Annotated in this window: 15 protein-coding genes and 1 pseudogene; 6 read left to right on the forward strand and 10 right to left on the reverse strand. The window is 69.9% G+C overall.

Features of this window, described 5'->3' with window-relative positions; genetic code table 11:
* Window positions 1-161: 161 nt before the first annotated feature.
* Window positions 162-668, reverse strand: coding sequence for an SRPBCC family protein (locus tag ABZT03_RS05165; RefSeq protein WP_356033682.1), 507 nt, complete (start codon window positions 666-668; stop codon window positions 162-164).
* 140 nt (window positions 669-808) lie between these two features.
* On the opposite strand from ABZT03_RS05165, the gene ABZT03_RS05170 reads away from it, so the two are divergent.
* The 3 genes from ABZT03_RS05170 to ABZT03_RS05180 all read left to right on the forward strand — a co-directional run bounded on the left by ABZT03_RS05170 (window position 809) and on the right by ABZT03_RS05180 (window position 6,402).
* Window positions 809-1,699 carry a helix-turn-helix transcriptional regulator gene (locus ABZT03_RS05170; RefSeq protein ID WP_356033685.1) on the forward strand — a complete coding sequence of 297 codons (891 nt, stop codon included), beginning with the start codon at window positions 809-811 and terminating at the stop codon, window positions 1,697-1,699.
* Between the two features lie 192 nt (window positions 1,700-1,891).
* Window positions 1,892-2,857 carry a hypothetical protein gene (locus ABZT03_RS05175; RefSeq protein ID WP_356033687.1) on the forward strand — a complete coding sequence of 322 codons (966 nt, stop codon included), beginning with the start codon at window positions 1,892-1,894 and terminating at the stop codon, window positions 2,855-2,857.
* Between the two features lie 407 nt (window positions 2,858-3,264).
* Window positions 3,265-6,402, forward strand: a complete 3,138-nt coding sequence (locus ABZT03_RS05180; RefSeq protein WP_356034156.1) for an alpha-L-rhamnosidase — start codon at window positions 3,265-3,267, stop codon at window positions 6,400-6,402.
* Window positions 6,403-6,632: 230 nt separating this feature from the next.
* Here ABZT03_RS05180 and ABZT03_RS05185 read toward each other — a convergent pair whose 3' ends face one another.
* A complete protein-coding gene (locus ABZT03_RS05185) occupies window positions 6,633-7,085 on the reverse strand; it encodes a hypothetical protein (RefSeq protein ID WP_356033690.1) in 453 nt (150 codons plus the stop codon).
* Window positions 7,086-7,261: 176 nt separating this feature from the next.
* Complete coding sequence (locus tag ABZT03_RS05190; protein WP_356033691.1) at window positions 7,262-8,113, reverse strand: patatin-like phospholipase family protein; 852 nt, start codon at window positions 8,111-8,113, stop codon at window positions 7,262-7,264.
* A gap of 154 nt (window positions 8,114-8,267) precedes the next feature.
* Between ABZT03_RS05190 and ABZT03_RS05195 the strand changes: the two genes are divergently transcribed.
* Entirely contained in the window at window positions 8,268-8,954 is a 687-nt protein-coding gene (locus ABZT03_RS05195; protein ID WP_356033694.1) for a TetR family transcriptional regulator, read from the forward strand.
* Between the two features lie 159 nt (window positions 8,955-9,113).
* Here ABZT03_RS05195 and ABZT03_RS05200 read toward each other — a convergent pair whose 3' ends face one another.
* The 5 genes from ABZT03_RS05200 to ABZT03_RS05220 form a co-directional block, all read right to left on the reverse strand.
* Window positions 9,114-9,470 carry a metalloregulator ArsR/SmtB family transcription factor gene (locus ABZT03_RS05200; RefSeq protein ID WP_356034159.1) on the reverse strand — a complete coding sequence of 119 codons (357 nt, stop codon included), beginning with the start codon at window positions 9,468-9,470 and terminating at the stop codon, window positions 9,114-9,116.
* A gap of 158 nt (window positions 9,471-9,628) precedes the next feature.
* Window positions 9,629-10,003: a hypothetical protein gene (locus ABZT03_RS05205; RefSeq protein ID WP_356033696.1), complete on the reverse strand. Its 375-nt coding sequence runs from the start codon at window positions 10,001-10,003 to the stop codon at window positions 9,629-9,631.
* Between the two features lie 292 nt (window positions 10,004-10,295).
* A complete protein-coding gene (locus ABZT03_RS05210) occupies window positions 10,296-10,556 on the reverse strand; it encodes a helix-turn-helix transcriptional regulator (RefSeq protein ID WP_356033699.1) in 261 nt (86 codons plus the stop codon).
* On the reverse strand, window positions 10,556-11,047 hold the full coding sequence (locus tag ABZT03_RS05215) for a DUF2975 domain-containing protein (RefSeq protein ID WP_356033701.1): 492 nt from the start codon (window positions 11,045-11,047) through the stop codon (window positions 10,556-10,558). Before ABZT03_RS05215 ends, ABZT03_RS05210 begins: the two co-directional genes overlap by 1 nt.
* A gap of 249 nt (window positions 11,048-11,296) precedes the next feature.
* Entirely contained in the window at window positions 11,297-11,977 is a 681-nt protein-coding gene (locus ABZT03_RS05220) for a class I SAM-dependent methyltransferase (RefSeq protein ID WP_356033703.1), read from the reverse strand.
* Between the two features lie 304 nt (window positions 11,978-12,281).
* Between ABZT03_RS05220 and ABZT03_RS05225 the strand changes: the two genes are divergently transcribed.
* Window positions 12,282-12,671 (forward strand): hypothetical protein, encoded by a 390-nt coding sequence (locus tag ABZT03_RS05225; protein WP_356033706.1) that lies wholly within the window; start codon window positions 12,282-12,284, stop codon window positions 12,669-12,671.
* Between the two features lie 23 nt (window positions 12,672-12,694).
* Window positions 12,695-12,886, forward strand: a pseudogene (locus ABZT03_RS05230) (VOC family protein); the annotation flags it as partial.
* 13 nt (window positions 12,887-12,899) lie between these two features.
* Here ABZT03_RS05230 and ABZT03_RS05235 read toward each other — a convergent pair.
* Window positions 12,900-13,406, reverse strand: coding sequence for a levansucrase (locus ABZT03_RS05235; RefSeq protein ID WP_356033708.1), 507 nt, complete (start codon window positions 13,404-13,406; stop codon window positions 12,900-12,902).
* 170 nt (window positions 13,407-13,576) lie between these two features.
* A complete protein-coding gene (locus ABZT03_RS05240; protein ID WP_356033711.1) occupies window positions 13,577-13,927 on the reverse strand; it encodes a hypothetical protein in 351 nt (116 codons plus the stop codon).
* Window positions 13,928-13,940: the final 13 nt, after the last annotated feature.

Genomic DNA, 13,940 nt, shown 5'->3' on the forward strand with positions numbered 1-13,940 from the left:
GGCCAGGAGCAGAACGAGAAGCAGGGGAACCATAGTTATCAACCTCCGAGGCTCCTGATGCCCGGCCGATCACAGAACACGCAGCCGATTTCCCTGGTTTCTTCACCAGTCTCAAGGGCACGTGACGGGGTTTGACGACCGCGCACAGCTTCTCGGTCGCGTCACCTCGTGCGCTCTTCCGCCACCCATCGGGCCAGCGCGGTGAGCGTGGACTCGACGCTCTCGGCCATGGTGCGGCGCAGCGCGTCCAGGTCGGTACGGGTGCTGCCCAGCACCGGGTCGAGGCGGAGCAACTGCCAGGACTGTCGTACGACGGTTCCGCGGCCCTGCGGGGCGAGGGCCCACTCCCAGTGCACGATGCCGTGGTCGGCGCCGCCCACGACAAAGCCGAAAGCCGTTCCAGCGTCGGCACGCACGACCTGCGAGCGGGTCGTCCATTCCTTGCCGCCTCTACGGTTGCGACCGCTGAACCAGGCGCCGGCCCGAGGCCCGGCGCCGTCGTCGAAAGCGACATCGCTCGCGTCGGGACTCCAGTGACCGATCGCGGCCACGTCGCTGATCAACTCGTACACGCGCATGGGAACGGCGTCGACCCAGGCACTCCTGGTGAAGGCGAAGTCGGCCGCGTCCAAGACCTCGAAGGGGACGTTGTCGGTGGTGGTGTTCAAGGCGGCCTCCTGCGGAGTGAGCGGCATGCCGGTTCGGCTGAACCAACCTCACCGGCACTCGTGCAAAGAAGCCAGACCGGCCGCTGCCTACCCACAGTCGGGTCAGGCTGGGTGCTTCGTCGCGGCCCATACTCGGAGCCATGGACGGAAAGACGCAGCTCGGGAACTTCCTGAAGACACGGCGCTCACAGCTGCGACCTGAGGATGTCGGGGTCCCCACCTACGGGGAGCGCCGACGTGTGCCTGGTCTTCGACGGGAGGAGCTGGCACTGCTGGCGGGAGTGAGCGCCTCCTACTACACCCGGCTGGAACAGGGGCAGTCGCTGAGCGCATCCCGTGAGGTCCTGGACGCGATCGCCGGTGCTCTACGGCTGGACCAGTCCGAACGGACCTACCTGCACGATCTGGCCCGCGCGGACAGGCGGCGCACCCGAGGTCGGCGGCCCGCACCGGAACGGGTGACGGAGGCGATGCGCCAGTTGCTGGACGTGCTGGGCGACGTTCCCGCGATCGTGCTCGGCCGGCGCAGCGACGTGCTGGCGTGGAACCGCCCGGGCCACGCGTTCTTCGCCGGGCACCTCGACGCCGGTAGCCCTGACTCGCCCGGGCAGCGCCCCAACATGGCCAGGCTGGTGTTCCTCGACTCCCACGTCCGTGACCTGTACGCGGACTGGCCGAGCAAGGCCCGAGCGGTCGTCGGGAACCTCCGCATCGTGGCGGCCCAGCATCCGGAGGACTCGGCGCTGCACGCACTGCTCGGCGAACTGTCGGCGAAGAGCGACGAGTTCGCCTCGATGTGGGCCGACCATCGCGTCAAGGCGTGCACCGTCGCCCCGTACGAGATGCGTCATCCGCTGGTCGGGCCGGTGACGGTCATCCAGCAGACCCTGAGCAGCGGTCCGGGACCGGGCGTGATCGTCGCCACCACGGAAGCGGGCTCACCCTCCCGCGCGGCGCTCGACCTGCTCGCCCATGCCACCAGCGAGGCCGCCACTTCCCCTCGCAGTGAACGCGCCGCCCCCACGACCTGACTGACGCAACGTCAAAGCCGTTACGCCTGCGGCAGATCAGCAGCAACAACCGGCCACTTCCACTCACGTGTCGCCGTGCTGCTGCCGCCTGCTCGAAAACGTTCTGAAGCCGAAGCCGAAGCCGAAGCCGAAGCCCAAGACCAGAGACCAAGACCAAGACCAAGACCAAGACCAGAGACAGAGAAAGAAGCCATGTTCAAGAAGCTCTCCACGTCCGCCGCGACCGTCGGCGCCCTGGCCGCGGTCGTTGCCGCGGCGCTCAGTCCCGCCGCGGCCTCGGCCGCCTCCGCGCCGCTTTCCGGCGCGCGGATCGCCTCGCACTTCGACCTGGCCAAGGGGCAGACCCCCGAGAACGTCGCCCTCGCACCGGGTGGCCGCGCGTACGTCACCTTCGCCAAGGGCCGGCAGGTGGCCGAGATTTCACCGCGCGGAGCCGTCCGCATCCTGGCCACACTGCCCGCGCCCGCCGACGGCGGTGTCCACACCCCGGCGCTGGGCTTCCCGCTGACCGTCGGCCTGGTCCGTGCACACGACGGAACCCTGTACTTCCTGTACGCCACCGGCACCCCCGACCTCACCGGGGTGTGGCGCCTGCGCCCCGGCGGACAACCGCAGCGGATCGCCGCGCTGCCGGCGAACGGCCTGCCCAACGGCCTGGCGCTGGACCCGCGTACCCACACCCTCTACATAGCCGACTCCGCGCTCGGCACCGTCTGGAGCGTGCCCACCGCCGGTGGTGTGCCCAACGCCTGGACCACGGCACCGGAGTTGGCCCCCGCCGGTTTCCTCGGCGCCAACGGCCTGAAGGTCCACAACGGCGCGGTCTGGGTCACCAACATGGACCAGGGAACCGTCCTGCGCATCCCCGTCCTCGGGGACGGACGCGCCGGCGCGATCCGGACGAAGGCCACCGGCATGCCGGGGATCGACGACTTCGCCTTCACCGGCCACGGCGACCAGCTGTTGGCCGCCCTCGACGCATCCAACGAGGTCGCGCTCGTCCAGCCCGACGGCAGCCACTCCACCGTGCTGACCGGGACCGACGGCCTGCAGAACCCCACATCCATCGCCCTGCGCGGCCGGACCGTTCACGTGTTGAACGCCGGCTGGTTGACGGGCAAGGACCCCAACCTGGTCGTCGCACACCTGGGCAGGTAGGAGCCCGCACCGTCCCGGGGCCGACGGATCACGTCGGCCCCGGGACGGCCACTTCCCGATGCGCACCGTCACCAGACCCGGGGCCGGTAGACGGGGCACCCGACAGCCGCGCCCCGCGCGTGAACTGCGCGCCGGGCGCACGACCGGGTCCCGGGTTCAAGGCAGCGAGGTCATGAAAGGTTTCAAAGCAGTCCACCGGATAGCCCTCACGGCACAGGGAGTTTCACATCGTTCTTGTTGAACTCCCTGCCCACCGACCCGATGTCACATCTCTTGACACTTCCGTTCGGCGTCCCTAGGTTCCGTGAACGTCTAAAACGATTCATCCTCGCATGAAAACGGAGACGACCGTGATCGGCAGGAGAGAACTTCTGGGAACGGCTGGGGCCGCCGCCGTCACCACAGTAATGACCGTCAGCGGGCCACGGGCCGCCGCGGCGGACGGCGCGCCGACGGCGCGAGCCGGTACGGTACCACTGCGCGTCACCGCACCCACCGTTGAATACACCAGACATCCACTCGGCACCGACGTGGCACGTCCGCGGCTCAGTTGGCCGCTGGTGGGTGCGAAAGCACAGAGCGCCTACCAGATCCGGGTCGCCTCGTCCGTGAGACGGCTGGCCGATCCCGACGTGTGGGACAGCGGCCGGGTCACCTCGGCGGACTCGGTCCTGGTGCCGTACGCGGGGCCCGCGCTCAAGCCGCGCACCCGCTACCACTGGCAGGTCCGCGCCTGGGACCCGTCGGGCGGTGTCTCCCCGTGGAGCGAGCCGTCCTGGTGGGAGACCGGCCTGGACAGCTGGTCGGCGAGCTGGATCTCCGCGCCGGGCACGCTCGTCGACGCCCCCGCGCTCGACGAAGCGTCCTGGATCTGGTTCCCCGAGGGCGACCCGGCCGCGAGCGCACCGGCGGCCACGCGTTGGTTCCGGGGCCTCGTCGACATCCCGGCCGGAGTGACCCGCGCCCGCCTCGTCCTCACCGCCGACGACGGCTACACCGCGTACGTCAACGGCACTCAAGTCGGCCACGTGGAGGCCGACTCGGCGTCCAGGGCGTGGAGTCGCCCCGGCGTCATCGACGTCACGAAGGTCATCGGCACCGGGCCGGGGGTGCTTGCCGTCGCGGCGACCAACGCCTCCGAGGGGCCGGCGGGGTTGCTCGCCGTCCTCGAACTGACCCTTGCCGACGGCTCACGACGCCGTATGTCCACCGGGGACGACTGGAAGGCAACGGACAAGGAACCGGCCGGCGAGTGGACCTCCCGCGGCTTCGACAGCTCGTCCTGGGTCGCCGCCAAGGAGGTGGCTGCCTGGGGCAGCGGCCCATGGGGCAGGGTGCTCCCCGACTACGCTCCCGCGGCACAACTGCGGAACTCCTTCCGGCTCAGGCGGGGCAAGATCGCCCGAGCCCGTCTGTACGCGACGGCTCTGGGCCTGTACGACGCCCAGCTGAACGGACGCCCGGTCGGTGAGGACCGGCTCGCCCCCGGCTGGACGGACTACGGCAAGCGCGTGCAGTACCAGACGTACGACGTGACGGAACTCCTGTCGCCGGGCGCCAACGCGCTCGGGGTGACCCTGGCAGCGGGTTGGTACGCGGGCAACATCGCCTGGTCGGGCACCCACCGTTACGGCCGACGGCCGGCACTGTTGGCCCAGTTGGAAGTGACGTACGAGGACGGCTCCACGCAGCGCGTGCTCTCGGACACCGGATGGCGTGCCGCGACCGGTCCGATCACGGGCGCCGACCTCCTGATGGGTGAGGACTACGACGCCCGCCTGGAGACCACCGGCTGGACCCGCCCCGGATACGACGACGGTCACTGGTCACCGGTCGAGCCCACCGAGAACGTCACCGCCGAGCCGGTCGCCCAGCTCGACGCGCCCTGCCGGATCGAGCAGACGCTGTCCGCGCGCAAGGTGACCGAGCCCCAACCGGGCGTCTACGTCTACGACTTCGGTCAGAACATGGTCGGCACCGTCCGGCTCGCCGTCTCCGGAGCGGCGGGGACCACCGTCCGCCTGCGTCACGCCGAGGTACTCAACCCCGACGGGACGCTCTACACCGCCAATCTGCGCACGGCCCGCGCCACCGACACCTACGTCTGCAAGGGCGCGGGGCAGGAGATCGTCCAACCGCGCTTCACCTTCCACGGTTTCCGCTACGTGGAGGTGACCGGCTGCGACAGCAGGCCGCCCCTCAGCGCGGTGAAGGGACTCGTCGTGCACACCGCGGCTCCGTTCACCATGGAGTTCGACACCGACGTACCCATGCTCAACCAGCTGCACAGCAACATCACCTGGGGCCAGCGCGGCAACTTCCTCTCCGTACCGACGGACACGCCCGCGCGCGACGAACGGCTCGGCTGGACCGGCGACATCAACGTGTTCGCGCCGACCGCCACCTACACCATGGAGTCGGCGCGCTTCCTGACGAAGTGGCTGCACGACCTGCGGGAGGGCCAGACTGGCGAAGGGGCCTTCCCCGACGTGGCGCCCAACCCGCAGATCACGGGGGCCGGCAGCGCCGGCTGGGGAGATGCCGGAGTCACCGTGCCATGGGCGCTCTACCAGGCGTACGGCGACACGCGGGTGCTGGAGGAGTCGTGGCCGTCGATGCTGAAGTGGGTCGACTACCTCAAGGCCCACAGCTCCGGCTACCTCCGCCCCGAGGAGGGCTACGGCGACTGGCTGAACGTTCAGGACGAGACACCCAAGGACGTCATCGCGACCGCCTACTTCGCCCACGCGGTGGACCTGGTGGCGCGGACCGCGCAGGCACTGGGCAAGGACAGCGCACCGTACACCGCGCTGTTCCGGGCGGTCCGGGACGCCTTCCGCGCCGCTTACGTGGACAAGAACGCGATGGTCAAGGGCGATACGCAGACCGCGTACGTCCTGGCCCTGTCCATGGACCTGCTGGCCGAAGCGGACCGGGAGCCGGCCGCGAACCGGCTGGTCTCGCTGATCCGGGCCAAGGACTGGCATCTGTCCACGGGATTCCTCGGCACCCCGCGCCTGCTTCCCGTGCTCACGGACACGGGCCATGTCGACGTCGCCTACCGACTGCTGGAGCAACGCTCGTTCCCCAGCTGGGGCTACCAGATCGACCGTGGCTCCACAACGATGTGGGAACGCTGGGACTCCATCCGTCCCGACGGTTCCTTCCAGGACGCGGGCATGAACTCGTTCAACCATTACGCCTACGGATCGGTGGGTGAATGGATGTACGCCAACATCGCGGGCATCGCACCCGCCGAGCCCGGCTACCGCACGGTCCGCGTCCGCCCGCGGCCCGGTGGCAGCCTCAAGCGGGTACACGCACGGCTGGACTCGGTGCGCGGACCCATCTCCACCCGCTGGACGCTGGACGGCGAGAAATTCAGTCTCACCCTCGGCGTTCCCGCGAACACCACCGCCGAAGTGTGGATCCCCCTGCGACGCGATGCCGACCGCGTGACACACGGGGCGGCGAACCTCCAGCGAACCGAGGACGGATGCGCCGTGTTCCTCGCGCCGCCGGGAGTACACGAGTTCGTGAACTGACCGCGCGGTGGAGGTACCGCCCCACGGCGGGCGGTGCCTCCACCAGCGGCCCGATGACGTCTGTGTCCCCGGCGTGACCGACGGGCGACGCGTACCGGCTGGACACCCGCATGAGAGCAGCGACGTGTCACCGGTGCTTGAGACACCGGATCAGGGGTGGCCCGCGTGCTACCGGCACACGTCCTGGCGGAGGAGGTGCCTGTGCCGTGGAGCGGTCGCAGTGTGGCCGCTCAGGTGTGGCACTGCGCCGTGCCGGCGGTGGACCACCCGCTCCAGGCGGCCCGGTCGGCCCGGGCGTGTACGCGAATCTCGACCTTCACGGGCCCGCACACCCGGGTGGAACTTCCCACCTCTGTGGGTTCGACGGTTCCACCTGCCGGGACATAGGTGCGACCGCTGCCCAACTTCACCCAGTGGCCACCGTCGACGACTCTGAAGAAGGCCTCGTAGGAGATGTTCGCCGCCCTCGGCCCCGTGTTCCGCGCCTTGATGTAGGCCGTGATCTCCCGAGTGTGGACGCGGCCCTCTTTTCCGTGCTGGGCACTGATGCAGCCGTTGACGGCCACCCGGCCGGTCGACACACCGCCGCCGCAGGCGACCGCTGCGGCGTGAGCGGTCGCCGGAATGGCCAGCATCGTGAGCGCGGCAGCGCTCAGGATTGCTCCGATACGCCTCACATGCACACCCCTGCTCCCTTCGTCCCCGATGGGCTCAGAGAAACCATGACGCGTTGAAGCGGGGAGCGCAGCGAGTCATCGCGTTCTTCACCCCAACGGAAGCGGGCGGTGCCGCTCCGGTACGCGAGGCAGAACCATCGAGGGTTCGCCGATGGGGAGTTCACGGTCGCGGGCAATCCGTGTCAGCCGTGCCATACGTCCGCCACACCTGCTGCCAGCGCCGTACCCCGGGCGTATCCGGCGCGGGCGGCGGCGGGGACGCGGGCGTTCGCCGTCATGTCGCGGCCCATGGCGCGGCGGCCGTTGCGGTCGGGGCACAGCAGGGCGACGGCGGTGCCGCCGGCGACCAGTTCGGCCGCCTGCCGCTGGGCGCTGGGGTGTGGGCCGACGGCGTTCGGGAGGGGGACGACGGCCAGCACCCGGCCGTATCCGCGGGCCAACTGGAGGTTGGCGGTGGAGCGGCTGCCGCCGTCGATCCAGCGCCGGCCGTCGAGTGCGACGGGCGGCCACACCAGGGGCACCGCACAGCTCGCGGCGACCGCGTCGACGAGGCCGGCCTTCGTGCCCGCGTCGAATGTCCCCACCTCGCCGCTCACCGCGTCCACCGAGGTGATCCGCAGGGCCCGCGCGGGCCAGTCCGTCGCCCCGCACAGCAGGGTCCGTACGGCGTCGTACATCTCGGACGTGGGTCCGGTGCGCGCCGCCAGGGCGGCGCGGCCGAGGCGCCTCACGGAGCGCTCGGGGTCGCTGGAACCGAGGGCCGCCCAGAGGAAGCGGAGCGTCTGTGCGGTGGTGACGTTCAGATCGATGCGGTCGTCGCCGGCGAGCTGGCGTTCGTACAGCTCGCGGGGAGGCTGGCCGCAGGCCAGCCGAGAGCCGAAGATCGCGCCGCCCGACGTGCCGATGACCACGTCGGCCCGGTCGAGGTCGATGCCCGCGCCCGTGAGGCCGGCGAGCACTCCGGTCAGCCATGCGCCGCCGACCGGACCCCCGCCGCCGAGTACGAGTGCGGTTCCGCTGCTGCTTACGCTCACGCCATGCCCTCCCGAGCGCACGAACGAACGAGGCCGGGGGTGGTCCCTCCCCCGTGGGGACCACCCGCGCAGAAATGGGGAGTGGTCCCCACTTCATGTGCCGACGATATCATCAGCACCGGGGACGACTCCCCACTTCCTCCGGAGGATGACGATGACCGTCGGCGCAGGCGATGCAACGGCCCCGCGACGACGCGATGCGCGCCGCAACCGGCAGCTCCTGGTGGAGGCGGCCCATGAGGTGTTCACCGAGCAGGGGCTGCAGGCGCCGCTGGACGTGATCGCCCGCAGGGCGGGCGTGGGCAACGCGACGCTCTACCGGCACTTCCCCACGCGCGCCGTGCTCGTCGACGCGGTCTTCCGCGACCAACTGACCGGTACGACGGAGGCGGGCGAACGGGCCCGGGCCGCCTCGGACGCCTGGACGGGACTGAACGACTATCTCCAGGCCGTCTTCGGCACGCTCGCCGCCGACCGCGGCACCAACGACCTCATGACCACGCACGTCCAGGGCGTCGAGGCGCTGGACGCCGTGCACGCGCACAACCGGCGGACGATGGAACTCCTGCTGGAGCGCGGGCGGGAGGAGGGCGCGATCCGGGCGGACGTCACCACCGAGGACGTCCTGTTCGCGCTGGCCGCTCTGGGCCGCGCCGTCCCGGCCCTGACGACCGCGACCACGCCGGACGCCTGGCACCGCCCCCTCGCCCTGCTCCTGGACGGCCTGCGCCCGGCGCCGGCTCCCCTTCCGGGCCCCGTCCTCACCACCGCCCAACTCGGCGACGTCCTACGGCAACTGGGGCCGCACCGGACGCCCTTGCGGGGCGTGGAAGACGAGTGACGGGCTCCGCCGCCCGGGCATGTCAGCCTGGCGGCCGTCCCTCCTCCTCCCCGAACACGCCTTGGTGGACGACCACATGAGCCCCCAGCCGCCCCTGCCCTGCACGCGGGCCCGGACGCCGTACGACAGCGGCGACCGGGCGCGCGCGGGTGAGTGTGGTCAGGGCAGCGGGGGTGCCGGCACAGGCGGTTCCGAGTGTCGCAGTTCGGCCAGCAACTCATGCTGCCCGGCGATCAGTTCGGTCAGGATCCGACGGGCCGCGCGGAGCAGTTCGGCGACGTCGCCACCGGCCAGCGCGTAACTGACCGTTGATCCGTCCCGGATCGACACCACGATCCCGGAACGGCGCAACACGGCCAGCTGCTGAGACAGGCTGGACGGTTCGATCTCGATCTCGGTGAGCAGGTCCCGCACGGCGACGGGCCCGCTCTGCAGCAGCTCAAGGACCCTGATGCGCACCGGGTGCCCCAGCATGCGGAAGAACTCGGCCTTTGCCTGGTAGAGGGGGACCTGCACGCTCAACCGCTCGCTCCTTACCGCTGTCGGGATCCCGTGTCTGGCACGATCCTGGCGACTGTGGGCTCCGCATGCCTCGATGATGCACTGATGTGTATGTGGCGAGATGAAGAAATCTTCAATTCACGGGCATGGGAAGCCGTACGTCACGGAATCGGTCACAGATCGAGGTCCGTCTCGATCCGCTTGAGCTGGTGACGAGCCATGGCGAGGTTGGAGCGGCCCCGGTCCAGGACGAGGTAGATGAACAAACCGCTGCCGTGTCGTCCCTGCACTAGCCGGATGAGGTGGTACTGGGTCCCCAGGGTGATCACGATGTCCTCGATCTCTCCCTTCAGCCCCAGGTGCTCCATCGTGCGGACCTTGGCGCGGATCACGTCGGTGTTGCCCGCCGCGGCGACGACCAGGTCGAGGTCCTTGCCACCGCCCATCGTCCCGAGCGCCATACCGCTGGTGTAGTCGACGACGGCCGCGCCCAGTGCCCCTTCCACCACGGTCATCGTTTCCTTGAGGGAGATTTCCACATTCGTCACGGCGGTCCTCCTGCGGCTTCTGCCGGTTGCACGGGACCCGACTCCTTCGGCCCCGCTCGTGTCGCCAACCGTAGGGACGGAGTAGCTCGTCCGAGTGACGCCCTTTGAACCTGACGCAAGGAGCTCCGGAACGTGCGGAGGAGTGCCGCACTTTGATCACCCGCAGGTCGGAAGCTGACCGTATCTCGGCTCAAGTGCCTTTGCAGGCAACGGAGTTGTGGCACCGAGGGCCCGGCCTCGTGCGGGGTCGTACCGGGGTCGACGCGTCGGCAGGCGCGGTCTTCCACTCCGATCACGGGGCGTCGAGAACTCCGTGGTCCTCGAAGGGAGCGTCGTTCGCCTGTGCGTCCTCGGCCTCCCAGCGCAGCAGGTCGCCCGGCTGGCACGCGAGCACCTCGCAGAGCGCGGCGAGCGTCGCGAAGCGCACCGCCTTGGCGCGGCCGTTCTTGAGTACCGCCAGGTTGGCGGGGGTGATGCCCACGCGGTCCGCGAGTTCGCCCACGGACATCTTCCGCTTGGCCAGCATCACGTCGATGTCCACGGCGATCGGCATCAGATCACCTCGTCGAGCTCGGCCTGCATCTGCGCGGCTTCGACGTCGCGTGCGACGGCTTGGGCGAGCAGCATCCGCAGCACGAGCACGATGAGGGCGACCCCCAGGATGGCCACGCCGACCCCGCCCATGATCACGGTGACACCCGGGTCGTCCCGCTGGCCCGGCGCGTTGATCACCGTGACCGCGAACCACACGAGGGCGGCTGCCACGATCGCGCCGATCACGCCGTCCACGTACCGGAAGGCGGCGTGGGAGAACACGGTTCCGCGTCGCACCATCGTCACCAGCCGCCCTACGCAGACCAGGGCGACCTGGACCGACACCATGCCAAGGATCGTGGTCACGCGCAGCGCGGTCAGCGGGAGCGTCCCGTCCTCCGGGTCGCTCCCGCTGACCAGCGTCCACACCATCAATGCCTGTACGCACACGGTGCCGGCGAGCACCATCACGAGCACGGCGCGCAGCGCGCGCACGGTCAGTTTCCCCATCACCCGTCCTTCCATCGAATCACGATGGAAATCTATCGAGTATCGATAGGTGAAGCAATAGCTGAGATGGCGGTGGCGGCAGCTTCGCGAGATGCAGGGACGTCGCCGTTTCCGTGGCCTGACCTGTCGCACGGGTCGGCCCGTCACGGATGAACGCTTGATGAGCCGTCGGCTCTGGGGGAGTGGCCTTCCGCCGGCCCGGTGGAGACGTGTCCGCCGGGCCGCGGGTTCGCCGCGAGCCGAGAGGTCTCAGCGCAGTCGGCGCACGCGCAGCACGAGGTCGTCGGCATGGTGCGCGCCGGCGCCACCGTCGGGTGCCACGCGCGGTCGTTGCTCGTGCACCTCCGTCACCCAGTCCTCGTCGAGGAGAGCGGCGACCATCGAGGGCCAGACGTAGTCAGCCGGGTCGAATTCGCTGTCGTGCGCATGCTGGGTGTCCATGCCCGCGTGGTGTACGAGCAGCAGCACGCCTCCGGGCGCGACGGCGGCGAGCAGCGCTCGCTCGGCCGCGGCGTCGGGGGTGCGCAGCAGGGCCGGGTACTGCGCGGAGACCAGATCGAAGGAGCCCGGCGGGAGCCCCGCCTCGGTGAGTGCGGCGTGTACCCAGCGCACAGCGAGCCCGGAGTCCCGCGCGTGTCCGGCCGCCCGCTCCAGCGCCACGCCCGAGACCTCGAGCGCGGTCACATCCCAGCCGCGGCTCGCGAGCCAGACCGCGTCCGCGCCCTCGCCGCAGCCGACGTCGAGCACCCGTCCGGGCGTGAGCCCGGCGACCTCGGCCACGAGCGCACCGTTGGGCTCACCACTCCACAACTGTTGTCGGTCGGCGTACCGGTTGTCCCACTCCGCCCGCACCGCGGGGTCTCCGACGTATCCGTCGGCAGGCTCGGGGATGTCGGACGCGGAGGTGTTCGCTGCCATGTTGTCGGTCACGGCCCCACCGTCGCTCACGGCATCCCGGGTCTGCCACTCCTGTTGCCGGTCCGGCAAAGGGAGTCGAAAGAGCGGCGCACCGGACGTCGTCGAGGCAGACGGACCCGGGCCTTCGCAGCCGAACCGTCGTCGGCGAGAGGAACGGCGCCAGATGATCTGTTCCAAGGGGTCAGTGACCGTAGGCGATCAGTGACCGTAGGACGGGTTGTCCGGTGGCGTCGTTGTGCCGGATCGCGGCGGTCAGCGCGAAAATGCGTTTACATGACCCGGGCTATCAGAACGGACGACACCACCGGAGGAACCCGTGTCATACCCGCAACTGCTCACCCCCGAGGAGAAGCTCGCCGACGCGAAGAAGCTGTTGAGCCTCCCACGTATCGTCGTGATCTGCGGCTCCACCCGCTTCATGACCGAGATGAACGAGGCCGATCTGCGGGAGACCAAAGCCGGAAGGATTGTCGTCAAACCGGGCTGTGACATGAAGTCGCCGCACGAACTCCGGTCCGATCCTGTCGAGGCCGAGGCGCTGAAGTTTCGACTCGACGACCTGCACCGGGCGAAGATCCGGCTCGCTGATGAGGTGCTCGTGGTCGGCGACTACATCGGAGACAGCACCCGAGCCGAAATCGCCTACGCCCGGTCGCTGGGCAAGCCCGTGCGGTTCACGCACCCCGAAGTCGACCCTGACGCCTGACCGCCCGCTGCCACCTCGACCACCAGGACCGCACCGCGCCCGTCGTCCCCGACCTGAGCGTGGAGGTCGAGGACGTCGAGGCCGTGTACGCGCAGGTGCTCGCCTCGGACGCAAACGTCCCGCGAGACCTGCGGGACGAGGAGTGGGGCGTACGACGGTTCTTCGTCCGTGATCCGAACGGGCGGGTGGTGAACGTGCTGGGCCACCGGGCCTGACCGCGCCGACGACTCACCGGCCGTAGAAGTACCGCGTGCCCTTCTCGATGAAATACGAGGCGTAGACGCGGCCGAGGGTCGGCTTGCCGCGGTACATCGCCACGTACTGGCGGGAACTGTCGACCACGACGGGCCGTGTCATACAGGCGAACTCGACCCGCTGCCGCGCCTCCGCCCACTGCACGGCTGCCGGGTCGACCCGGTCGCTGACCAGCAGGGGGAAGGCACCGACGCCGTTCTGCAGGCCGACGGGCAGTCCTCCCTTGGTGTCCTTGGCGTACTTCATCACCTGGTGGGTGAAGGTCGAGACGACGGGCACGGTGATCTCCGGCACGGCCGCGGCCACGGTGAAAAGATGCAGTCTCGTCGCCATCCAGCTCATCCTGAACTCGGCCCGCCGCCCTACGAGCACGGGCACCCCGGCCCAGTCCTCCCACCGCGTGGCGCATCCGTCCTCGGCCAATCGGCCCTGCACGAAGGCCAGGTAGGCGCCGGGCGCCGACTGCTGCTGTGCGTTCATACGCGGATCCTAGGCAACCGGGCGCGGCGCTGAGCCGTGCGGGGTTCGTCGGACTCCCGCCGCAAGCGCTCGGCGGGCCGCGCCTGGCGGTGGCGGGCGACCGGCCCGGCGTGCCCCCACCCGGCCGGTCTCGCAGAAGGCCATCCGCGCTCAGCGGTGTCCGACGGGATCTACGCGTCGTAGTACTCACCGTCGTCACCCTGTCCGCGCGCTCCCGGTGTCGCCGCGATCTCCAGCATCTTCCGGATCAGGATCTCGTCCGGGTTCTTCACCACGACGCGACCGTTGCGCCAGTCCAACCAGGCCCCGTGGGTGTCCGGTTGTGGATGGGTGGCCATCTGCGCGAGCCACTTGTCGCGGTACTCCACCACCACGTCCTGGCCGCGCGGAGCAGCCCGGGCGACCTGGACCATCTCCAGTGCGGCGTCGGCCGCGACCACCGCCTCCCACTCCTGCGTGGTGATCGGCTCGCCCTCTTCGTCCCACCACGGATGCCGGGGGATGTGCACGTCACAGCCCATGCCGTCACGGTAC

Source organism: Streptomyces sp. NPDC005574, assembly GCF_040605435.1.
Lineage (GTDB): Bacteria > Actinomycetota > Actinomycetes > Streptomycetales > Streptomycetaceae > Streptomyces.